Source organism: Bacillus sp. FSL K6-0255, from assembly GCF_045040725.1.
GTDB lineage: Bacteria > Bacillota > Bacilli > Bacillales > Bacillaceae > Bacillus > Bacillus subtilis.
The window spans coordinates 3,890,382-3,912,863 of record NZ_CP150278.1; the positions used below are offsets into that span (position 1 = coordinate 3,890,382).

A 22,482-nucleotide genomic window follows, 5' to 3' on the forward strand; every position below is an offset into this window, starting at 1 on the left:
ACAGGAGCCGATCAAATTCGTCTATCCCAATGGCGATGAGCAGAAACCGCATCGATAAATGCCTTGCTGAAAGCGGTGTAGTCAGGTTCATCTTTAGCCGTTACGATGCCTGGCCCCTCTGTTGTCCCGACAGAGGATTGAAGAAGGTCAATTCCTTCATTTGCCGCACCGATCGCCTTGTAGTGATTGTAAGCTTCTCTGATAAACGCCATCGCTTGTTTGTTGTCTTTTAACCCCGGCCCTCCTGCGGCATAGACGGCATCATACAGAACAGAATCAACCGTCAGGAACGTGCCGCTGGCCTCAAGCTGCTGTCCGCTGCCGCTTGTCATATACCCCAGATTTTGACTGATGATATCTACTGTGATTCCTTCTTGCTTTAAGGCTTCCAGCACTGTTTGCAGCTCTTTTTCATGAAATCCGTTTCCGGCGAGTACAGCGACTTTTCTTGTTGACGCGGTTTTCACTGTACGGGCTTGGCTTAACGCAGGCGAAGTAAGAATTTCTTTAGATGCTTTACGCTTCGCGGGCGCCGCCACGCCTACTCCTTTGGCGATTTCTTCTGCTAAATCTGCATCGACATTGCTGAAGACATCAACGACCTGCCGCTGTACGTCTTTGCTTTTGACCTTCCCGACCTCGAAGCAGAAAGCAGAAATGATATGCTGTTTCTCCACAGGAGACATGCTGTTCCAGAAAAGCTTCGCCTGTGAGTAATAATCGTTGAAGCTGTCGCTTCGCTGTCGGATTTTTTTGCCCTCGACTTTTTCCTGATAGTGGACGTAGCCGCCTTCTTCAGCTGTCGCAGGCGACGGATCATTGTTTTGCAGTGAGTTTTTATGATAAGCGACAGGTCCCTTATTGATCGTCATCCGGTGATAGCCGTCGTATTGATTGTTATGGAATGGACATACCGGCCGGTTAATCGGAAGTTCATGGAAGTTCGGACCGCCAAGACGGATGAGCTGTGTGTCTGTATAAGAGAAAAGCCGTCCCTGCAGGAGCGGGTCATTTGTAAAGTCGATGCCCGGCACGACATTTCCCGGGTGAAATGCGACTTGTTCTGTTTCCGCAAACACATTATCCTGGTTGCGGTTCAGCGTCATTTTCCCAATGATCTTCACCGGCACAAGCTCTTCCGGCCACAGCTTAGTCGGATCAAGAATATCAAAATCAAACTTGAATTCATCTTCCTCATCAATCATCTGCACGCCAAGCTCGTATTCAACCTTGCCGCCGTTTTCAATTGTTTCCCACAGGTCACGGCGATGGAAATCCGGATCTTTCCCTGCAATTTTCTGCGCTTCATCCCATACGAGAGAATGCACGCCGAGCACCGGCTTCCAGTGAAATTTCACGAAACGTGCCTTTCCTTGTTCATTGACAAAACGGAACGTGTGCACGCCGAAGCCCTCCATCATTCTGTAGCTGCGGGGGATGCCTCTGTCAGACATCGTCCACATCACCATGTGGGCAGACTCAGGGTTATTGGCGACAAAATCCCAAAACGTATCATGGGCAGTCGCGGCCTGAGGCATTTCATTGTGTGGCTCAGGCTTAAACGCATGAACCAAATCCGGAAATTTGATTGCGTCTTGAATGAAAAACACCGGAATGTTATTTCCCACAAGGTCATAGTTTCCTTCTTCAGTATAAAATTTTGTCGCAAAGCCTCTGGCATCCCGCACCGTGTCTGCGGAGCCTTTAGAACCCGCAACCGTAGAGAAACGGACAAATACCGGTGTCTTCACCGAAGGGTCCTGAAGAAATTTGGCCCGTGTATATTCTGTCATTGGTTCGTAAACCTGAAAAAAGCCATGCACGCCATACCCGCGTGCATGCACAACGCGCTCCGGAATCCTCTCATGGTCAAAGTGCGTCATTTTCTCCCGAAAGTGAAAATCCTCCATCAGCGTCGGGCCGCGAACCCCGGCTTTTAACGAATGCTCATCCTCTGATACTCGCAAGCCTTGATTTGTCGTCATTTTCTTCCCGCTGTTATCGGTCCTGTACTGCTCAAGCTGCTCGTCCTTTGAGTGTTCATTTACACGTTTGTTTTGGTCATCACTCATGTCTGCTCCCCCTTTTTAAAACGAAACATTCTACAGCACATTTACCCGTGGCGTTCTTCATATAAACTGCTAATCCGCTCATTAGGATTTTTGGTCTACATATAAATATGCGGTCATACACATTTGAAATAAGCCTTCTTCACAGAAAGAAAGGATGGAAGCGCTTACCAAAAAAAGCTGTTGAATAGGGGAGGTCATATCATGCTTGCCATACTCGGTTTTGTGATGATGATTGTCTTTATGTACCTTATTATGTCTAACCGGCTTTCCGCTCTTATTGCCTTGATTGTCGTTCCTATTGTGTTCGCCCTGATCAGCGGATTTGGCAAAGATCTCGGCGAGATGATGATTCAGGGCGTTACAGACCTCGCCCCTACCGGTATCATGCTGTTATTCGCCATCCTGTATTTCGGCATTATGATTGACTCAGGCCTGTTTGATCCTCTCATTGCCAAAATCTTATCGTTTGTCAAAGGAGATCCGTTAAAAATCGCCGTAGGCACAGCGGTTCTGACCATGACCATTTCGCTGGACGGAGATGGGACAACAACCTATATGATTACCATTGCAGCGATGCTGCCTCTCTACAAACGGCTCGGCATGAACCGTTTGGTGTTAGCGGGAATAGCGATGCTCGGTTCGGGGGTTATGAATATTATCCCGTGGGGCGGGCCGACTGCGAGGGTTTTGGCTTCCTTAAAATTGGACACGTCAGAGGTCTTCACGCCCCTGATTCCCGCTATGATCGCCGGCATTCTCTGGGTGATCGCCGTTGCTTATATCCTCGGAAAGAAAGAGCGGAAGCGGCTCGGCGTCATTTCGATTGATCACGCACCGTCTTCCGATCCGGAGGCCGCACCGCTCAAGCGCCCCGCTCTTCAATGGTTTAACCTGCTGCTGACTGTCGCTCTGATGGCCGCACTGATCACCAGCCTGCTGCCGCTCCCTGTTCTTTTTATGACTGCGTTCGCCGTCGCCTTGATGGTCAACTATCCAAATGTCAAAGAGCAGCAGAAACGAATCTCGGCGCATGCGGGTAATGCGTTAAACGTTGTCTCAATGGTGTTTGCTGCGGGCATATTCACAGGCATTCTCTCCGGCACAAAAATGGTCGATGCCATGGCGCATTCTCTCGTTTCACTCATCCCTGATGCCATGGGCCCGCACCTGCCGTTGATCACTGCGATCGTCAGCATGCCATTCACCTTTTTCATGTCGAATGACGCCTTTTACTTCGGTGTCCTTCCCATCATCGCCGAAGCCGCTTCCGCTTACGGAATAGACGCCGCTGAAATCGGAAGGGCCTCCTTGCTGGGGCAGCCTGTGCATCTGCTCAGCCCACTTGTGCCTTCCACCTATCTATTGGTAGGAATGGCAGGCGTCAGCTTTGGCGACCATCAAAAATTCACTATTAAATGGGCCGTGGGAACAACGATTGTGATGACGATTGCCGCACTTTTGATTGGGATTATTTCTTTCTAAATGTATGAGCTTGATCGTAGCATTGAGTGAGTACGTGATTTACAGAGGGGAGAAGATCAAATAGGATATTATGAGTGAATAGAAGATTCACGCCAACAACTTCTCATTACAATCATAAGAGCCTGCTATATTGCAGCAGGCTCTTTCACATTTGGCATTATTTTTTTGTATAGCGCACCCAGTCATAATGAGCGTATAGCGGATTTACACCATTGTAGGAGCCAAGCCATTCATCGACACCCGTGCCGTTCCACAAGTTCATCATGATCTTTCCAGGTGTTGTCGGAATTTGGTTTGTTGCAGTATGTTTTAATTGCCCATCGACATACCATTTAATAGAGTTTGGCTGCCAATCGAATGCATACGTATGATAGGCATTGGCTGCATCAAACCCGAGATCAACAATCTTCTCATGGTTTCCTGCACCATTTGTATAATAGTTAAATTGAACCTTCGTTGTGTCTTTTCCTAAAAATTCGATATCAATCTCATCCCAAGGAGTTCCATCTGTTGGACCTGTGTAAGTGAAGAACGATGAAACGATCCCTGTGTTTTTAGCTGGTTTCATTCTGACTTCATAAAGTCCATAGCCATATGTTTGAACAGAACGGTTTTCCCCGCAGTCAAACTTGTTATAAGCTGGGCTTGTTAGCGCTAAACGCATTTCACCCAATGACGTCATTGATACGTTATTAGCCCGCCACGTGCAGTTGAACATATTTCCATTCGAATAACCATCTGCTTTTTGCCAAAAACCGGAGTTATAGCCGTTAAAAGGGTCAAAAAACGATCCACCTGTTTGAGCCGAGGCAGTAGAAGTGACTGCAAACAAACTCATAAACAATCCAGTGACAAGAAGCAGCAACACTCGTTTCAGATAAGGCATATTGGCATTCCCCTTTCATTGAAAGCGTTTTCTATGTTGATCTTACATGATTCTTTTAAAAGGGAACATCGGTCAAAATAATGATAATACCGAATCTTACTTACTTGAATCCTGTAACTATCTTCATCTTCCCCCTGAAAAAAATAAAAACCTAAATTACCATCAGCACAGACAGAGATGATCCGCACTCATTGTAATTTAGGTTTTGCCTGCTTTATCAGTAACAATCCTAACATTATCATATGGAAATGTAAGAAAAAAACGAACACACGAAAATAAAAATGTCAGCGCTCTCATTATGCTTGTTTAACTACCCTTTCTATGTGAATGGTTAAATACAGCAGCTCGTCACTTGTGAGCTTGTGCTCATACTCCCGCTCAATGTAGGTTTGGATTTTCTTCGTGCATTCATACGCGCGATGATACTTTTCTTTCACTGTATCCAGCAAAAAATCGTCCTGGCTTTCCATGTGAGTGCCGTTAAATAGACGTTGCGCGAAAAACTTTAAGTGGGTGACGAACCGATAATAGTGAAGCGATTCTTCGTTGAATTCAATCTTAAAATGGTATTTTACAATACTCAAAATCTCTTGCATGACTTTTGTAATGTTGATGATATTGGGCATCTCTTCGTTCAGCTCGGCATTTACAATATGCAGAGCAATAAAGCCTGCTTCATCCTCTGGCAGAGACACACCAGTCTTATTTTTTACCATAACCAACGCTTCTTTGCCGATCGCAAATTCGTCTTTGTACAGCCGTTTTGTTTCCCACAGCAAGGCGTTTTTGATATCAAGCCCTTTCTGGTTGCGCTGGATGGCAAAGTTAATATGGTCGGTCAGCGACACATAGATGCTGTCGTTGAGCTTTTTGCCGAGCTGTAATTTTGCGTAGCTGATAATCTCTTCGGATACTTCCATACACTCGATCGGTATATCATACAAAAGGGTTTTGAACTTTTCTGATACATCCTTGTTATCGAGCGTGAACACTTTCTCAATGCGGGCTTCATCGACATCATCGCCGGACTTTTTCTGAAACGCGAGCCCCCTGCCCATGACGACCAATTCTTTCCCTTGTTCATTGACCACGCTGATCACATTATTGTTGATCACCTTCGCAATTTTCATGACATGTCCCTCCAATCAACTAAGAACAGACTATATCTTGATTGTACATTCTTTTTGTACTAGGTCAATATCATCAGGGAAAGACGGAAGCTGATCAGTACAATTCACTCCGTACCTGCTGCCCGGGCTGTTTTTGAAGCAGCGCCTCCAGATGGCGTTCAAATGATGCCTTGTCAGCTTTCTGCTTTTTGACAATGCTGTTCATGATTTTGACGCTTTCGGCGCTGTATTGTGTATATTGTTTTTTCAGCTGATCCAGCTGCTGTCTTGTCTTCTTCGCGTTTTTCGGTGTGACTTGGCCGATGAGTTTGATCATATTGTCTGCGGTCTCAAAAAAAGCGGCTCTATTTTCTGTCAGCTGCTGAATTTCGATGCGGCTCATGTCTTGATTACGCGTTTTTTGAAGCAAGGCGACCGCCTCGCTGTTTTGTTTTTTGAGCGATTTGTTCTCAAGCTTAATCGATTCGAGATTCTCCTTCGCAATGTCTGCTTCTTCTTCAGTCATGCTGCTTCGCACGAAGTATTCTGGATTGCCGATTCCATAATCAAATGCTTCGCTCACTTGTATCATGGAACTGAACACAATGGCCAGCTGCCTGTCGCTTGCGAGGGCTTGGAAATCCTGCTTTTTCTTACTGCTCATCGGTTTGGCTTCGGTTTGTTTTACTGTCTTTTGATCACAGTCTGCGAACATCTGAGCCTCACCTTCACTTTCGCATGCGCTCATCACAAGAACTGTGACCAGCAGGCTTATACACAAGCCTATTCGCCTCATGCTCTGTCTCCTCTCTGCTGAATCCCTTCTGGAAAATACCATAAAATATAGTTAAATGGTACCAGATTCACCTAACCCCAGCAATAAATCAAAAGTATGATTTGAAGCGCAAAAGCATAAATATTTTGTAAAAATTGACGTGCATTCCATTCTTTTCAGGCCCAATTCTCGTACAATAGAAGTATCGTTACCGGAGAGGGGGCTCTGATGATGAAACGTTTTACGAAACAAGAAAACAGCTGGGTATTATATGACTGGGCAAATTCTGCTTACTCAATTGTCGTGACCACCGCGGTATTTCCGTTATTTTATAAATCAGCTGCTGCGGAAAGCGGTGTCAGCGCCGCTCAATCGACTGCCTATTTGGGCTATACCATTGCGATTTCAACGTTTATTCTTGCGATGCTCGGCCCTATTTTAGGCACAATCGCCGACTATGAAGGGTGCAAGAAAAAGTTCTTCGGTTTCTTTGTGTCAGCCGGTGTCGCCAGCACCGCGATGCTCGCCTTTATCCCTAGTGAACATTGGCTGCTATTGTTGCTGTTTTATACGATATCGGCTATCGGTTTTTCCGGCGCCAATGTGTTTTATGATGCCTTTCTCGTGGACGTTACGCCTGAGAAGCGGATGAATCTCGTCTCGGCACGGGGTTTTGGCTTAGGATACATTGGAAGCACGATTCCATTTATCATCAGTATTGCTGTCATCCTGCTCGCACAAGCAGAGACGATTCCAGTGTCTGTATCGGCCGCAAGCCAGCTGTCCTTCTTCATAACGGCTGCCTGGTGGGGGCTGTTCACCATCCCAATGATTAAACATGTCCATCAACGCTATTACATCAAAAAAGAACCTCATATTGTCATCAACAGCTTTAAGCGGCTCGGCCAAACGATGAAACGGATCAGACAATACCGGGCACTTTTCCTCTTCTTGCTCGCTTATTTCTTTTATATCGACGGAGTCGGCACGATTATTACGATGTCGACATCCTATGGATCAGATTTAGGGATCGGCTCCTCAAGCCTTCTGATCATCCTATTTGTCACTCAGGTGGTCGCTGCACCGTTTTCGATTATATACGGAAAACTGGCAGAACGCTTCACGGGGAAGACCATGCTGTACGTCGGGATCGTCATTTATATGATCGTTTGCGTGTATGCCTATTTTATGAAGACAACGCTTGATTTCTGGATACTGGCTATGCTTGTCGCCACCTCGCAAGGCGGTATTCAAGCCCTGAGCCGTTCCTATTTCGCCAAGCTTGTGCCAAAGCACCACGCTAATGAATTCTTCGGTTTTTACAACATTTTCGGAAAATTCGCCTCAATTATGGGGCCGCTGCTCATTGCCGTTACCGCCCAGCTGACCGGGAAATCCTCGACTGCGGTGTTCAGTCTGATCATTTTGTTTGTAATTGGTATTGTGATTCTTGCCTTTGTTCCGGAGGAGACCAGCGCCAATGTCAGCCAGCAGCAAAATGACCTGCCCCTTTAACTGGGAGCAGGTCATTCATCATTTATTCGCTTTATTCACCTTCAGCTGTTTCCCTTTGACGGTTGTGTTCTTCATCACTTTGAGAACATGAGGGCCTTTACCATTTAAAATCTCAACGTATGAGGCGTTATCCATGATCGTAATGATGCCGATGTCGTCAGCTGACACACCGTCAATTTTGGCAATCGTTCCTACAAAATCAACGGCTCTGATTTTCTTTTTCTTTCCGCCGTTAAAATACAGCTTCATAATGTCTTTATTCAGCTCTTCGCTTTTGTCTTTTTTGCTTTTCGGACGGTCATTCATTTTAGCTAGAAATTCAGGTTTTTTCCTTGCTACTTCCTCTTGAGAAGGTGCTTCTATTTTTTGAATTTCAAATCCGATATATTCTTCAATGTCGGCTAAAAACCGTTTTTCAAAGGCCGTGACAAACGAAATGGCCTTCCCTTTGTTCCCTGCGCGTCCCGTTCGGCCCGTGCGGTGGACATAGCTTTCTTTTTCAAGCGGCAGATCATAGTTGATGACAAGGGAGATATTTTCAATATCAATCCCGCGCGCGGCGACATCCGTCGCCACTAAGTAACGGTACTCGCCACGTTTAAATTCATTCATGACGTCGAATCGGTCTTCCTGAATCATTCCGCCGTGAATTTTATCGCATGGATATCCTAAGTCATCCAATTCATCGGTCAGCTGATTGACGTGCTCCTTCGTTCGGCAGAAAATGATGCAGCTGTCAGGATTCTCCGTCATCAGCACATCTTTCAGCAATGAAAATTTATTCTCTTCTCTTACTTGAATCACCGCATGTTCAATATTTCTTGTGGTAAGCCCGGCCGCTTTGATTTCGATATGCTCCGGTTTTTGCATATATTGACGGCTCAGCTTCTCGATATCCTGCGGAAGCGTCGCTGAAAACAGCATCGTCGTACGCTCAGTCGGCAGATGCTTGATAATCGCCTCCACCTGCTCAATGAAGCCCATATTCAGCATCTCATCCGCTTCATCAATGACCAAATAAGAGAGACGATCCAACGGCAGCGTGCCTTTTTCGATATGATCCAGAACACGTCCCGGCGTGCCGACAACAATGTGGCTTTTTTGCTTAAGCTCAGCTTTTTGTTTATCAAAGGAGGATTTTCCAAATACGGCTGTCGCTTTGATCCGTTTAAATCGTCCGATATTCGTGATATCTTCCTTTACTTGCACCGCAAGCTCACGGGTTGGAGTTAAAATAAGCGCCTGCGGCTTGTTTTCATCCCAATCCGCCAGCTCACAGAGAGGAATCCCGAACGAAGCCGTTTTCCCGCTTCCCGTCTGTGATTTGACGACAAGATCCTTTCGTTCAAGGGCAGCGGGGATCACGCTCTGCTGCACCTTGGTTGGTTCTGTATATCCTAGTCCTTCCAGTGCTCGTAAAATGTCATGACTGATTTGATAGTTTTTAAAATGACTCATGTATAAACTCCTGTCTCTTGCAGATGTTCTCATTATACTCTAATTGACGAAGGCGTATGTGTTTTGTCGAAAAAATGACGTGTTAAAAGCCATCGATTCCCTGGCGTTTTAGCTCTTGAACAGCCAATCGCGCCAGTGCGTCGGCCCCCGTGCGGTTCGGGTGCAGCGTATCTCCATCCATATAAAGCCCAAGTGTTTTTTCCGGACCGATCGATGTAAAGTATGCCGAGCTGAGGACATTTAAGTCAATGAGGTGTGTTTTTTCCTCTTCGGCCAAAGCTAAAATAGTAGCCCTGTACCATCTGTTTACAGACGAATGGATGCCCTCAGAAGTAAAATCGGTCGCCCGGCCCTGGGGTGTTGATAGGATGACGTCCGCTCCTTTCGCTTTCACCTGACGAATCATATCACGCATCATCTCTTTAAATTCCGCTTCAGATTCATTATGCTTCGGATTTGTGTCATTAATGCCGAGCTGCAACATAAAATAATCCCCCGGCTTGATGTACTTCAAGATCGCCTCAAGCTGTCCATCATTTCTGAACCCTCTCGCGATCTGCCCGCCAGACGCCATGTTTCTCACTTGAAAGGTGTGTTTATCGATATAGTGAGGCAGCATCTGCCCCCAGCCCGCCTGCTTGCTGCTGTTGAGCGGATAATAATTGCACACCGTCGAGTCGCCGCCGATATAAATGGTTCGGTTCGTCACCGGCTGATCAGACAATTTCTTTATTTTCAAGGCGCTAAGCGTAAAAGCGGTGCCAGCTTTCCCCTCTGTCACCAGCAGATTCAGCTGCCCGTCGGTGACGGGAATTTGGAACGTATCCTCCGCGCCATCCCCTGTCATATTGATGACCTGAAACACGCCCTCCGCTGCCACACTGGCCCTTGCCGTATTGCCAAGCGTCACCTTCACCTCATAAAGGCCGTTCGGGAGATCCACATTAAACGTGTTATTGCTTTTCGTCCCATACGCTAAAAACTGAACCGCATCACTCTTCACACCAGTCCCGGATGCCGCCACATCCTTCATATTCTCCGGTGTTTGAAAACCGTAGCCCTTTGATCGGTCATACCGATCAGACGCCCTGACACCAATATAATCAGGCTCCACCGAACCGCTTCCAAAGTCAAACTGATACACCTTCGGCTCCACTGCCTTCACACTCTCAATCCCGTCAAAACCCAACATCAACATCATCACAAAAACCGTTGCCATCCATTTTTTCATCAAGACTCCCCCTCTATGAAAACGCATACATTAATGCATACTCGGTGATTGTTTCTTTATGATGGCTGAAGGGAGAAAAAAATGGCGTTGAGGAATAAAAATGAGGGGAGAGTCTCAAGAAGGGGAAAATCAGTGTGACTTCTTGTCACACTTGATCACATCCCAACCTCCGCAATAGAAGCTTATTTGATCTGCTTCGTCATACACATAATAACGGAGTCTTTCCCATTGATCGTCAGTCGGTTCAATCTCCAACTCAACCGCATCGATGGATTCAAGGTCATCCAGCCTTGATGCACTAATGTCTTCAAACCGCAAATGAATGTCACAGGTTTGAGCAGATAGTTTTAATTCAAACACAGGAATATGAATATAACGATCATCTTCTTTCATATAGAAAGAAAACTCGTTGAATGTAAATGGACCTGTATCCGCATCAGAAAGATGTTTTTTCACTTTTTCGTATTGTGTGATATTCAAATGGATTCCTCCTATTTTTAGTTACCGCTAACCATATAGATGTCAACAGCATCATATTCAAACCACATGATCCCTTCGCCTGAGTCCGTTAGACAATGGAGCTTCCCTTCTGAAAAATAGCTTTTATCCGGTTGAGGATCAGTGATCAGAAAAACATCGTCATTTATAGAAGCTAACAGAAAGAGAAAGCCTGCAATGTCCCGGTCTGCATCATGTAATATGCATTGGAAATGGAATTCTCGTTTCGCCAACTTCGTCACCTTGTAAGCATAACCTTCAAAGTACTCGGACAGGTCTTCTATAAATGAACCAGTCGTTATCACTTGTATCATGATTTGCTCATAGTCAAGCCCTTGCCAAATACGATAAAATGACTCTGCATCTTCAAGCTCACATGACATAACAACTTGGTAAGGCTTAAGAGCGATCATGTCCAAATTGCCGATACTGCTTATAGCGGTTATTTCCATAAAATCTTCCCCTTATCAGTTGGATAGCGCAACGGAAATCTCTTGTCTGACTTGTTCATACAAGAGAATGTGATGATACAGACCCTTATCGTTTTTGATCATATCCGGAAGTATGTCAGGATACAGCTCAAAAAAGCTTTTCTCCAACAAACGCCGCTGGTGCCGGGGTATCCTTTTATTCGCCAGCACATAATCCAAACTGCCAGCAACAAGCATAAAAAACTCATAGATTTCCGCTTCAAAGCCGTACAATTCATCAGGGTACTGCTTTTCTTCAAGCTCTCGCTGTCTTTTTCTCAGCTTTTGAAGCACGTTGATCCTCTCCCTCCGCAACAAACTCATTTATCTTGAAACAGGATAGGCGGATCATTATCTATCGCCTCCAACAGCTCTTCACCAAACACAGTGATTGTCAATTTCCACGGGTCTCCCAAAAGTCCCCAGGAGAAGTCCTGATGAAAAAAGAAATAATAGTCTCCATTTGGAAATACGGGAACAGGCCATTCGCCAAATTCATCCTTAGGCATTGCCTGATGAGGACTAAAGGTATATCCGTCATGCTGCCAATCTAGTGCGTACATTACATCGTTCTTTCCAGTACCTAATTGAAATGCTTTTAAAATAGAAGTCTCTAAATCACTTAGCACTCCGCTCACATCATTATGACCAGCTTTACTGCTCATCGCGCTTGAGATATCAAACACTCGATATGGATCAGGCGGGATGATGTGATGACATCTGCTTCCGGGCTTCCATTTTATGATCTTGTTCACTTCTGACCAGATGCGGTCTTGTTTTGTCTGACTTAAAGCGCGCCAATTCATCATAATCTCATCCCTACACCTTATTGGATATCCTGCTTATAAACACCAGAAGAGGCCACTGCGTAAACAGCGTAACTTGTCAGTTTCAGCTGTTGAACATCTAGGCCTTCACCGTTCGAATCACAGCATGTTATCTCTTCCATCTCTTGACTCACATCGGCAGAAATCAAATAAAGAGACGACTTAAGGTCTGCACTGTAACAATTGAACGTCCCAACCAAAAAACCTTCTTCGGATATCGCGAGCTGATCAAATGCTTCTGAGTCCGGCTCTTTATCCGACAGAATCCACACCCGTCTCACGACCGTTTCATCAAATGCGGCAATGACTGCATCTCCGTAATACAGCATATAAATCAAGCCGTTTTTTTCTGCAAGTCCATAACAATCATCTACAGCAGGCGCATCCATTTCTTCAAGCTTTCTATCAATGTGTATTTCCTTCTGCTGACCATCTAACGTAAAACACCACACACTATGGCCGTTGGGATTCTCATCATGATAAATCCCTTCATCACATAAACCGACCCAAAGCTGTTGTTTCTCATCCAAAAGACAGCAGGAAACCCCTGAAGGCAAGTGAAAAACACTTTTCACCCTTCCCTCTTCTGAAAAAACCTTTACCTTCGGCTCGTACGATTCGTAATAAACGAAGACATAGCCATCTGCACATTGTTGAAAGAGCAGAATATCACTGTATGAAATCTGCTCTTTCACTCTAAAATCCCGAACATCACCGGAAGGATCATAGATTGTAATGGTGATACCACCTTTCAACCCTTTTCCAATGTAGACACGCCCCTGTGGATCAGCATGGAAAAAACAATCTTGGGTGTTCTCGTTGATGATTTTATTCAATTTTAATTTTTTCATTGGTTATGCTCCTAGGTTCGAAATGAAATGATAAGAATAAACCATTTATTAGCTATTAGTAACGGACAGCCTAGTTTCATTAATCGTTTTGGGATAAATCTACTTTCCAATTCAGCCTTAAATCATTTAGTGTTTAATTGGTATGCATAAAACGATTGATCATCAAAGCGAACTGTTTCAGCTTCTATAGCAATCAGCATTCTGTTCATGTCAATAAGAAAGTTAGCATTTGATTGATACTCCGGAATTATAGAATTTGATAGATTCCCGATTCCTTCTGGATGATAACTCATCTCAAATACTTGCCAATTGTATTCTTCCGGATCTATTTTTTCCAATCTCATGTCGCCAACATCTGCACTATAATAAGCGGATGCCACATTTTGAAATGAAATTTTATGCGTATATTCACCTTCATCTTCAAAAACCTTAATATCAAGTGAGAGTTCTTTTTTAAACACATTAAAATCTAAATGAAGGACACTGCACCCCTTATCTATATAATCAACCCATTCATTAATCGTTTGATACATTGTCATCCCCTGCCTCTTTTTAAACAATAACGCCTTGCCACCAAGCAGAAAACAAATTACTCCGTATATTGTTTGATCCAATCATTTAAATCATCTGTTGAATGCAAATAAGTTTCTGATGAATCTTTCAAATCAATCCCACTTAGAAGGATTAACATATCCCAGACTCTATCGTCTTCTACTTCGGGGTCATCCGCATAAACATAAGTTCCAGCCCAATCCGACACTTCTTCTCTTGTTGTTTGTCCATTTAAGACACTTTTGATTTTATTTATGCATTCTATTAGATTTGTCTCGCTCAATTTGATCACCACGTATTCAAGTACTAAATGATTTTTTATTAGTATGCAAAGCACCGTACTGATATTTAGATATTGAAGCTTTTTCCGTAAAAGATATGTTCCAAAAGGTTTCCAATCTACCAATAAACAAGCTCACATCCGTATTCCGTGTGCAATATACATAAACCAAACTGGCACTTAGGCTCAACCAAAATAAAACTATGATTGAGAATCCCTTCATCGAACTCAATACACTCCAATAAGCAGTCAAGGTGCTCGAGACATTTTCCAAAAGAACAAACTAACGCACCAATTTCGCTGCTGTATTGATGAAACAGCAGAACGTCCCGGTCATCGTAAGCAACATATGACTGAGATATTTTCCAGATCAGCTGTTTCGCTTCCGTTTTTTCGAGGGCATCAACCTCACGGGTGTTGGCTGGTATTGAATTTGATAAAACCAGCTCAAGCAATTGCCTGCTTTGCGCCAGATCAGCAAAACGATAAGTGAAGCCTCTTTCTGCACAAGGGACTAGTTTTTCTTTGATTTCGCTCATCAATAAACGTCTTTTATTCTCGGCGAGTTTTTCGATCAATCTTTTTTGCATGAGCCGCATTCCCTCCGCTGTCAATTTCTCAAGTTCTTTTAAATTGATTCATCATTCTCTTGTTTTCGTTGTCGTTCATGTTTAGATTTGTTCTAAAAAAGCTTGTATCGCTTATCGATACAAGCTTTATCTTCAACTGCTTAAAACTCACCCAGTGGGCTTTTCACAAAACGCTGGGAACCTTTTTGGCAAATCCTCTTCATCCCAATCAATTCTATATTTTTAGATTCTTTTGTCATACAAATAAGAGAGGATGGTAACATCTCTTATTTAATGTTCCATCAATAAATGCCCCATTTTTATCCAATGCAGAAATTATTTATAATTAAGGAAGTTTAGAAGGATTTTTTGTATTTTCAAGATTTAATTTTAAAGCGGTCACAAAAGACTCTAGCTTTTCTTCATTACAATTAATTTCGAACAAGTTGGAGTTCGACTTACTTTCTTTATAATCATCAAATATAATTTTAATCTTAATTCTGTAATTTCCGTTTTCTTGATCAATACTAAGAAATAAGAATGGTTCAATAGTCTCTAAACTGATACTGTCTTGATTTCCTTTTATCATAGTTTCGATCCCAGATATCAACACCTTATATTCACTTTCTAATAAAACAGCAGAAAAATCGCGAACGACGGCTTTCTTATTTTCCAACAATTCAAATACAGATAAAATAAATGGATCATCGTCCAACTCTTGATACCTTCTCGGTGTTAATTCAAGTTCTATACAATCATCTTTTATTTTGGCCATATTTCCTCCTCATTTAAAGTTTAAGTGAGGGTAGTTGTCATCCCCCCCTCGCTTAACCTTATTAACGCCTTCTCTTAGATTTATTTCCTTTTCCGTGTGTATGGAATACGTGTTTAGAACCCTTAGCTCTTGAACTTCCATAAGCTGTGATTACTTTACCCCTTTTATTTAAAACAACTGTAGCTTTTTTTCCAACATATTTCGTTGCCCCATTAGGTTGTTTTATTACTTTTTTAGGGCTTCGCACAGCATTCAGTTTGGCCCTTAAATTGACTCCACGGCCTCCATTTCTTCCTATAGATTGATTAAGTCCATGTCTTGTATGACCTGTGATTTTAACTGCCTTCTTCGTAAACTTATAGGCGCGACTAGCACCCTTAAATATCTTCCCAGGACCAAAATTAGAAGCAGCTGCCCAAGCAGCACCTTTCCATCCTTTACCTGATTTATATGCCTTATATCCATCATAGGCTGCAAATCCGGCATTTACCACAAGCCATACCCAATGCCCGTCCGGGTCAACATTCATCACAGGGTTATTATTTCCATAAGCATACCCATTCTGATCCAATGAGTCTCCGTCGCTGCCTGGGTCTGGGTCGAGCGATAGGAACACGCCGTTTCTTGGCTCGTAGTAGCGGGCCATGAGATAGTACAGGCCGGTTTCTTCGTCGTATTGGTAGCCTGCGTAGCGGTAGCGGTTGTCTTTCACTTCGTCGCTTGCTTCGGTTTTTGTTGGATTTCCCCATGCGTCGTACTGATATTTGGCAACCGTTTTTCCAGTGCTGTCTGAGATCGCGATGACATCGCCGTGTGCGTTGTAGTGATAGAAATATTTCTTGCCATTTTCTGTGTAGGAAAACAGCTGGCCGCTGTCTCCGTACGTGTATGATTTTGTGACGTTGTTGTCTGCGTCTGTTTCATACAAGACGTTCAAGCTGTCTCCGTCGTAGAAGTAATTCGTGACTTTTCCGTTGACCGTTTTTTGGATTCTGTTTCCTTTTTCATCATACTTATACGTTGCGAATGGCTTGTCTTCGCCTTTTTTGGTAACGGCGGTCAGGTTGTCTTCTGCATCCCACGTATATGTGAATTTGCCGTCGGATGTGCGGTTGCCGTTTTTATCGTACGAGATGCTTTCTTCATTGACTTTTGTCAGCTGGTTCATGATGTTGAAAGAGGCGTTCACCGTTTTGCTCGAACCGTCTTTTATAGTTGTAACGGTTTTCCGGTTTCCGAATCCATCATATGTGTATTCAATAACAGTACCGTCTTCATGGGTTTCTTTGACAAGCTGATTCAGCTTCCCATACTCATATTGCACCTTGCCGCTTGCTGAGCTGTTTATCGTTGTGCGATTGCCGTTGGCGTCGTATTCATAGCTTTCTGTCAGAATGCTTCCGCCATTTTTGTCGCCGATATGCAGCGAGCTTACAAGGTTTCTTTCGTCATATGAAAAACTTGTTCCACCGCCGTTGCCCGTAATAAAGGTTTGGACGTTTCCATTTTCATCATAATCAAATGAATAGGAAGATGTACTGTCTTCCATCTCAATCATTTGGTCCAGCTTGTTATACGTAAATTGATTCGTTCCTTTTTGATCCCCATGGCTCCACGAGAAGGTTTTCAGCTTATCGGAGTCACTAGGATATGTCCAAGTTTGGCTGCCGCCGCGGTCAGTCAATTCGGTTAAACGGTTTTTATTGTCAAATGTCCGTTTCTTTGTGGTGTTCTGCTCTTTATTAACGACCGACGTTTCATTTCCATTTTTGTCATACGTGAAATTGTACTTTTCTGTACCGTTATACGACTTTGATTTCACCCGGTCTGTTCCATCATAAGAAAGAGACACTTCGTTGCCATTTGGTGAAATGGTTTTGGTCAGGTTGCTGTTGGCATCATATTCGCTTGCCAACACATTGCCCAGAGGATCAGTTGTTTTGACAAGCTTGCCCATCACATCATATTCGTATTTATAGGTTTGATCTGCTCCCGCCCGGATGGTTTTGCTTACCTCATTGCCTTCCTTATCATAGCTGTGAAGGATAGACGTGCCGTTAGAGAGCGTCATGTTTGTCAATTGGTCTGCCTGATCATACGTATAGGTTGTTTTTTCACCTTTTGCATCCGTTTCAGACGTTTTCTTACCAGTTTCATCATAATCAGTTGAAGTGGAGAAACCTAGTTCGTCCTCTTCCTTGGTCACATAGTTGCCATTACTGTCGTACGTGCTTTTTGTCAGAAGGCTTCCTTCAATCAGACGGATATCATCAAACCAGACTGTGCCTGTCGCACTCTTTTGGAACAGAATGCTAACGTCCACTTTATTAATCGGCTTTGTTTTCGGTATAACAACTGCAGCCCGGTTCCATTCCTGTGTTCCAGAAGGGAATTTGGCATTGTATACACCTGTGCTGCCGTCCGCGTAAGTGACATTAGCCTGCAGAGAATAGTCTTTTTCATCTGTAAACTTGACACTGCTTGCTTTCGACATGCCTGTCAGTGTGAGATAAACCGGTTTGTCATTTGCGCTCTGCCCTAAGACAACGGTTTGTTTTGTTACTGATCCGGCTTGGGACGCACTGGTCCGGGCAGCTTTTAACGATACATCATCATTAAAGCCTTCTTCAGAATCAACGGATGTCCCGCTTACATTCCAGTTTTCCGTTGCTGATGTGAAGCTGCTGTTTTGAACTGGGTTATAGCTCGATGATACTTCGCCTTTTTCCAGCTGGACTTCATCAAACCATGCTTTTCCTTTGCCATCTTTATCTTTATGATCGACTTCCATATACACAACAGCTTTTCCTGCATTCGCTGGAGTCGTAAAAGTGATTTGCCGTTTTGTCCAGTCATTTTTTCCGGCTAATGCACTGTATTCATTGTGAATCCATTGAATTCGTTTTTGATCTTTGTCTCGCAAATCAATGTTAAAGTAGGCTCTTGATTTCGCAAGATCTGTTTTGATTTTCCCGCTTAATGTATAGGTTGTATTCGGCTCCAGCTCAACTGTTTGTGTTGCTGACGAATACCCATGATCTGTTCCGGCAGACGTTGATTGGCTCAAGACTTCCAATGCCTTTGATCCGGAAAGAACCCCGCTTTTATCGGTGATAATTGAGATTTTGCCGCTGTCTTTAGAAGCAGTCATATTCCAGCCGGATTTTTGTGCTTCAAAGCTTCCATCTTTCAAAATATTAGTTGAAGCTGATAAATCTTTGCTGGATTGAATCTGATTTCCGTATTTATCATAAACGGCTGCTGACGATGATTTTCCACTCTGATCGGTTTCGGATACAGCATCCAGTCCGTCATAAGCAATATCCGTGACATTGCCCTCGGTATCCTTCATTTTTGTGACATCGTTGTTTTTGTTGTATTCGTATGTCTCAGTTCCATATGCGTCTTTAACAGACGTAACGTTGCCATCTTTGTCATATTGATAGCTTTCCGTTGCTTTTCCGGTGCCGACGTCGTTTGGATCGACATCTTCTACAACATTGTTGCCTTCATACTTTGTATTCGTTGTAATTTTTAACCCTTCCGCATCATCAATGACCTGAATCGGATTTCCCGCTTCATTATAGCCGTACTGTACTTTCCGGCCATTCGGCTGTGTCATGAGAAGCGTCTTTTTATCAGCATCATAGCTATAGACATATGTCTCTTTCTTAGCGTTAATCGCTTTATCGAGACGGTGTCCATTATACTGATATTCGGTAAAGACAGGCTTTGCTTCGGTACTGTTGGCTGAATATTGTTTGACAAGGCGCCCTTCGCCATCATAGTCATAGCTTGTGACAGTCCCGTCTGTATCTGTAACCTTCTTCAGCAAATCATTCTCATATGAGTAGGTGACTTTCTTATTCTTAGGTCCGGTGATGGAAGTCACATGGCCGTTTTCATCATAGGTAAATGCAAGCTTGCGGCCTGATGCATCTGTAATGGCGGTCAGTTGATTTTTGTCGTTGTAAGTGTAGACGGTTGCATTGTTGTGGCCATCCACTACCTTTTGAAGCTTACCGCCTTTTTTATTGAAATAAGCATTGGTTTGATCCTTTGTTTTTAATATGAACTGATCAGCTGTTTCTGTTAATTCAAGATATACACCGGTCGGCGGCTGATACGTGCCATCGGCTTTTTTCGTGAATCGATGTGTCGTAGCGTCTTCATCGATATACATTGCCCCGCCATCCGTTGAGATGACAGATGTTTCTGCATCAGCATACCAGCCTTGTCCAAATAAGTGATCAGAGCTGTCAAGACTGTTGTAGGTTCTCGATAAGCCAAGTCCCGGACCGCGTCCGTCAATTGACAAATCTTCTTCATTCACAATGACATTGCCTGTCGCACCATTTAACTGGCCGCTTGGGATATCAATGATAGACCAGTATTCTTCTGTCCCAAGGAATTCTGCGCCTTCATGGAACGTTGGGTTAAAGGGCGCCGTTGGAATCGTTTCACCATTCGCATCATAGGCGACAAGCGTGAAAGAATAATTCTTCTTCCCTTTGTAATTCCCATTTGCATTGTTATAGACAGGTGATGGATCGAGGGCTAATTCCCCGCCTTTTCCATCTGTATGAAGCTTATAGCTTCCGGCTTTGATTTCCTCAGAAGTCGGCCAAATGTTTTTATTTTGGGTTGTCCAATGATCCGCGTCACCCACATCAAAGGACTGATATTCCTTACCGTTGTAAATGTTAACTTTATAGCCTTTCGCATTTTGAACCTTTTCCCATATCAAATTCACATAACCCGTTTGACTCGATTTTGTATTTGTATACAAATAGCCAGTTACATTCTTTGGCCTAGCGATATCAGGAAGTGCCGGGTTAGCAGCCGGGGATGCAATGGCTTCGCCATCTTTGTTGTATGCGATAATTTTAAACGAGTAATTTTTTTTGGCTCCATCTCCCCCGGCGTTTTTATAGGTTGGTCCGGGATTGATCGGCAGCTCTGCTCCGCTTCCGTCCTTTAGGTGAAGAGCATATTTTCCCGCCTTGATTTCTGCACTTGTCGGCCAGATCTTTTTCCCTTTTGTGGTCCAAGACGTCTGATTTCCGAGATCAAGTGTCTCAAAGCCTTTCCCATTGAACACCTGAACCTTATAGCCGGTTGCACCAGATACAGCTTTCCAAGAAAGGTCGAAGTATCCTGTGGCATTCCCATTATTGTAGCCCTTTGCAGACGGTGCTTGTGCTTTTCCTACATTAGGGATAACGGGCTTTGCCGGTGCGGACATCGCTCCTTCACCTTGGTCAAATATCGCACTGACGCCAATCCAATAGTTTTTGCTTGTAGCATAGCTTCCGCCGGAATTCTTATAGACCGGGGATGGATCTAATGCCAATTCAGCTCCATCCTTGCCGTCCAGATGCAGTTTATATCTCTTGGAGGCAATTTCTGCGCTCGTAGGCCAGATTTTTTTCCCTTTTGTGCTCCACGACGTGACGTTGCCTGCAGAAATCGCTTGATATTCCTTACCATTGTAAATCCATACCTTATATCCTTTTGCGCCTTCAACCTTTTTCCAGCTGATATCGAAATAACCAGTGGAATCGCCGTTGTGATAGGCTTTGATTGTAGGTGTGTTTCCCTTTGGAATGGTATACGTCACTTCAATATATGGTTTATTGGCGGAGTTCGCTGAAGAAATTAGTTTTTTCCAATATTCCTTGCCGTTTCCGTTTGTATGAAGCTTAAATCCATAGTTGGCCCCGCCGGAGTTCCATGACTTTACAGCAGCGGTCACATCATAACTCGCCCACTGTCCTTTATGGACGTCGGCTTTTCCGATATTTTTAGATGCCGGTTTGGTGTTCCATGTCACTTTTGCATTATCATAATTGCTGTTGACCGTATCCAGCCAAAGACCGGTTGCCTTTGTTCCATAATAGGAATGGGCTACGTATGTTTTTAATGTAGCTTTAGTGACAGTCATATTTTGAATTGGCTTTAGGTTGTTAAATTTCATGAACGCATAGTTTGTGCCTGTTGTTTTGTCATAATAGCCCGTTTTCAGTACATAGGCCTTTAAATTAGCATCCCATTTTTGTGAGGAGGCCGAATAGTTCGTCGTCGGGTAGGCACTCATGACAAACGTATCCGATGAAACAGATAAAGAAGTTGACGGGTCGATAGATACTGGATATACGCGTTCTGGGTCTTTCAGCCAGTTCTCGTCTGCCGTAAGATGAAGCAAATACCCTTCTTCATTCTTTTCCAGCTTATAGCTGACTTTGTCTGACCGTTCAACCTCGCCGGAAAGCTCATCTAGTTTTGAATCCGTCATAAAAGGCTTAGGCACAGAAAAAACAACTTTGCCTTTTTCATCAGAAAAATCAATGGATCCATCCTCTTGTTCTTTAGCCTGCAAATCGGTTTTTAACTGAAATGTAAATGTGTTGTATCCATTATACTGATGAAGGACTAAATCTTCTTTTATGTTTTCATTGAATGTGAAAGTCTGGAGATCAATATTCGGAAACACATCCGGATACACAATCTCATTACTGTCAGTCTTATAATCTGCTGAGGTATCTTTCGGAGTAAGTGAAGTTTTATTCGGGCCTTTCGCTTCTACAAGTGAATATGTAACCTTATGGTCATTATGCTCAAAAGTCGCGTAAAGCCCGTTCTTCATTTGCTTTTGAAAATCTGAATTCAAAATGGCGTTCTCTGTCTCGACTTGTTTGCTTGTCGACTCTTTTAACTCAGGAGAAATGTCTTCCCAGTCGGCATCAGGTGTTTCCTTTGTATGAATAGGATCAAGATATACTTCCTGTTTATAGACACCGTCACCTTCATAATAGAGTTTTGTATTTTCTGTTCTTTCAGAGGTGATCTCACCCTCTTTGTTTATATCTTTTGGATCAAAAGGTACAGCTTCCTCAGTTTGTTCTTTCTGAAGAGTTTCTTCTGGATCATCGGCAGCAATACGATTTCCATTCTCTTCTTCTGTGGTTTTTGCCAGTACATCTGCTGGCACTAATGAAATGATTAAAGCCAACACTAAAAATGCTGCTATGAACCTTTTAAAGTTTCGCCTCTTTCTTTTTTTCATTTTCTCTCTCCTTTTGTAATAAAAGTAATATTCACTCAATAATCTTAACTAGACTGAAATATTATT

Annotated in this window: 17 protein-coding genes and 2 pseudogenes; 2 read left to right on the forward strand and 17 right to left on the reverse strand. The window is 43.5% G+C overall.

Features of this window, described 5'->3' with window-relative positions:
- Positions 1-11 precede the first annotated feature (11 nt).
- Positions 12-2,072, reverse strand: coding sequence for a catalase (locus tag MHB62_RS20245; RefSeq protein ID WP_032722738.1), 2,061 nt, complete (start codon positions 2,070-2,072; stop codon positions 12-14).
- Between the two features lie 201 nt (positions 2,073-2,273).
- Here MHB62_RS20245 and citH point away from each other — a divergent pair, with 201 nt between their 5' ends.
- A complete protein-coding gene (citH, locus tag MHB62_RS20250) occupies positions 2,274-3,554 on the forward strand; it encodes a citrate transporter CitH (protein ID WP_003227205.1) in 1,281 nt (426 codons plus the stop codon).
- A gap of 157 nt (positions 3,555-3,711) precedes the next feature.
- On the opposite strand, the gene bglS is transcribed toward citH, so the two are convergent.
- From bglS to MHB62_RS20265, 3 genes are all read right to left on the reverse strand, one after another.
- Positions 3,712-4,440, reverse strand: coding sequence for a beta-glucanase (gene bglS, locus MHB62_RS20255; protein ID WP_024571825.1), 729 nt, complete (start codon positions 4,438-4,440; stop codon positions 3,712-3,714).
- A gap of 296 nt (positions 4,441-4,736) precedes the next feature.
- On the reverse strand, positions 4,737-5,570 hold the full coding sequence (gene licT / locus MHB62_RS20260) for a transcriptional antiterminator LicT (protein ID WP_003242598.1): 834 nt from the start codon (positions 5,568-5,570) through the stop codon (positions 4,737-4,739).
- 94 nt (positions 5,571-5,664) lie between these two features.
- Positions 5,665-6,345 carry a hypothetical protein gene (locus MHB62_RS20265; RefSeq protein ID WP_032722741.1) on the reverse strand — a complete coding sequence of 227 codons (681 nt, stop codon included), beginning with the start codon at positions 6,343-6,345 and terminating at the stop codon, positions 5,665-5,667.
- A 207-nt stretch (positions 6,346-6,552) separates the two neighbouring features.
- Here MHB62_RS20265 and MHB62_RS20270 point away from each other — a divergent pair, with 207 nt between their 5' ends.
- Positions 6,553-7,839 carry an MFS transporter gene (locus MHB62_RS20270; protein WP_080287638.1) on the forward strand — a complete coding sequence of 429 codons (1,287 nt, stop codon included), beginning with the start codon at positions 6,553-6,555 and terminating at the stop codon, positions 7,837-7,839.
- Positions 7,840-7,857: 18 nt separating this feature from the next.
- Here MHB62_RS20270 and dbpA read toward each other — a convergent pair whose 3' ends face one another.
- The 13 genes and pseudogenes from dbpA to wapA form a co-directional block, all read right to left on the reverse strand.
- Positions 7,858-9,297, reverse strand: a complete 1,440-nt coding sequence (gene dbpA / locus MHB62_RS20275) for an ATP-dependent RNA helicase DbpA (RefSeq protein WP_032722743.1) — start codon at positions 9,295-9,297, stop codon at positions 7,858-7,860.
- An 82-nt stretch (positions 9,298-9,379) separates the two neighbouring features.
- Positions 9,380-10,528 carry a rhamnogalacturonan acetylesterase gene (locus MHB62_RS20280; protein ID WP_032722744.1) on the reverse strand — a complete coding sequence of 383 codons (1,149 nt, stop codon included), beginning with the start codon at positions 10,526-10,528 and terminating at the stop codon, positions 9,380-9,382.
- 351 nt (positions 10,529-10,879) lie between these two features.
- Positions 10,880-11,008, reverse strand: a pseudogene (locus MHB62_RS20285) (hypothetical protein); the annotation flags it as partial.
- A 17-nt stretch (positions 11,009-11,025) separates the two neighbouring features.
- Entirely contained in the window at positions 11,026-11,478 is a 453-nt protein-coding gene (locus MHB62_RS20290) for a hypothetical protein (RefSeq protein WP_029318613.1), read from the reverse strand.
- A gap of 15 nt (positions 11,479-11,493) precedes the next feature.
- Complete coding sequence (locus MHB62_RS20295; protein WP_029318612.1) at positions 11,494-11,790, reverse strand: YxiJ family protein; 297 nt, start codon at positions 11,788-11,790, stop codon at positions 11,494-11,496.
- 26 nt (positions 11,791-11,816) lie between these two features.
- Positions 11,817-12,305, reverse strand: a complete 489-nt coding sequence (locus MHB62_RS20300; RefSeq protein WP_080265407.1) for a DUF2716 domain-containing protein — start codon at positions 12,303-12,305, stop codon at positions 11,817-11,819.
- A gap of 17 nt (positions 12,306-12,322) precedes the next feature.
- Complete coding sequence (locus MHB62_RS20305) at positions 12,323-12,775, reverse strand: hypothetical protein (RefSeq protein WP_003227178.1); 453 nt, start codon at positions 12,773-12,775, stop codon at positions 12,323-12,325.
- Positions 12,776-12,847: 72 nt separating this feature from the next.
- Positions 12,848-13,174 (reverse strand): annotated as a pseudogene (locus MHB62_RS20310) (DNA-binding protein); the annotation flags it as partial.
- Positions 13,175-13,296: 122 nt separating this feature from the next.
- Positions 13,297-13,713, reverse strand: a complete 417-nt coding sequence (locus MHB62_RS20315) for a hypothetical protein (protein ID WP_003227174.1) — start codon at positions 13,711-13,713, stop codon at positions 13,297-13,299.
- Between the two features lie 50 nt (positions 13,714-13,763).
- Entirely contained in the window at positions 13,764-14,132 is a 369-nt protein-coding gene (locus MHB62_RS20320; protein WP_009968394.1) for a hypothetical protein, read from the reverse strand.
- Positions 14,126-14,596 carry a hypothetical protein gene (locus MHB62_RS20325; protein WP_003243092.1) on the reverse strand — a complete coding sequence of 157 codons (471 nt, stop codon included), beginning with the start codon at positions 14,594-14,596 and terminating at the stop codon, positions 14,126-14,128. The genes MHB62_RS20320 and MHB62_RS20325 overlap by 7 nt, the downstream gene beginning before the upstream one ends.
- Positions 14,597-14,921: 325 nt before the next feature.
- Positions 14,922-15,350, reverse strand: a complete 429-nt coding sequence (wapI, locus tag MHB62_RS20330; protein ID WP_003227169.1) for an immunity protein WapI — start codon at positions 15,348-15,350, stop codon at positions 14,922-14,924.
- Positions 15,351-15,411: 61 nt separating this feature from the next.
- Positions 15,412-22,416: a tRNA nuclease WapA gene (gene wapA / locus MHB62_RS20335; protein ID WP_032722746.1), complete on the reverse strand. Its 7,005-nt coding sequence runs from the start codon at positions 22,414-22,416 to the stop codon at positions 15,412-15,414.
- Positions 22,417-22,482: the final 66 nt, after the last annotated feature.

Bases quoted from the DNA above. Each gene is read 5' to 3' on its own strand.
- MHB62_RS20280 (WP_032722744.1), bottom strand. From the start codon at position 10,528: ATGAAAAAATGGATGGCAACGGTTTTTGTGATGATGTTGATGTTGGGT.
- MHB62_RS20315 (WP_003227174.1), bottom strand. From the start codon at position 13,713: ATGACAATGTATCAAACGATTAATGAATGGGTTGATTATATAGATAAG.
- dbpA (WP_032722743.1), bottom strand. From the start codon at position 9,297: ATGAGTCATTTTAAAAACTATCAAATCAGTCATGACATTTTACGAGCA.
- MHB62_RS20300 (WP_080265407.1), bottom strand. From the start codon at position 12,305: ATGATGAATTGGCGCGCTTTAAGTCAGACAAAACAAGACCGCATCTGG.
- licT (WP_003242598.1), bottom strand. From the start codon at position 5,570: ATGAAAATTGCGAAGGTGATCAACAATAATGTGATCAGCGTGGTCAAT.
- MHB62_RS20290 (WP_029318613.1), bottom strand. From the start codon at position 11,478: ATGGAAATAACCGCTATAAGCAGTATCGGCAATTTGGACATGATCGCT.
- bglS (WP_024571825.1), bottom strand. From the start codon at position 4,440: ATGCCTTATCTGAAACGAGTGTTGCTGCTTCTTGTCACTGGATTGTTT.
- wapI (WP_003227169.1), bottom strand. From the start codon at position 15,350: ATGGCCAAAATAAAAGATGATTGTATAGAACTTGAATTAACACCGAGA.
- MHB62_RS20265 (WP_032722741.1), bottom strand. From the start codon at position 6,345: ATGAGGCGAATAGGCTTGTGTATAAGCCTGCTGGTCACAGTTCTTGTG.
- MHB62_RS20245 (WP_032722738.1), bottom strand. From the start codon at position 2,072: ATGAGTGATGACCAAAACAAACGTGTAAATGAACACTCAAAGGACGAG.
- wapA (WP_032722746.1), bottom strand. From the start codon at position 22,416: ATGAAAAAAAGAAAGAGGCGAAACTTTAAAAGGTTCATAGCAGCATTT.
- citH (WP_003227205.1), top strand. From the start codon at position 2,274: ATGCTTGCCATACTCGGTTTTGTGATGATGATTGTCTTTATGTACCTT.
- MHB62_RS20270 (WP_080287638.1), top strand. From the start codon at position 6,553: ATGATGAAACGTTTTACGAAACAAGAAAACAGCTGGGTATTATATGAC.
- MHB62_RS20325 (WP_003243092.1), bottom strand. From the start codon at position 14,596: ATGCAAAAAAGATTGATCGAAAAACTCGCCGAGAATAAAAGACGTTTA.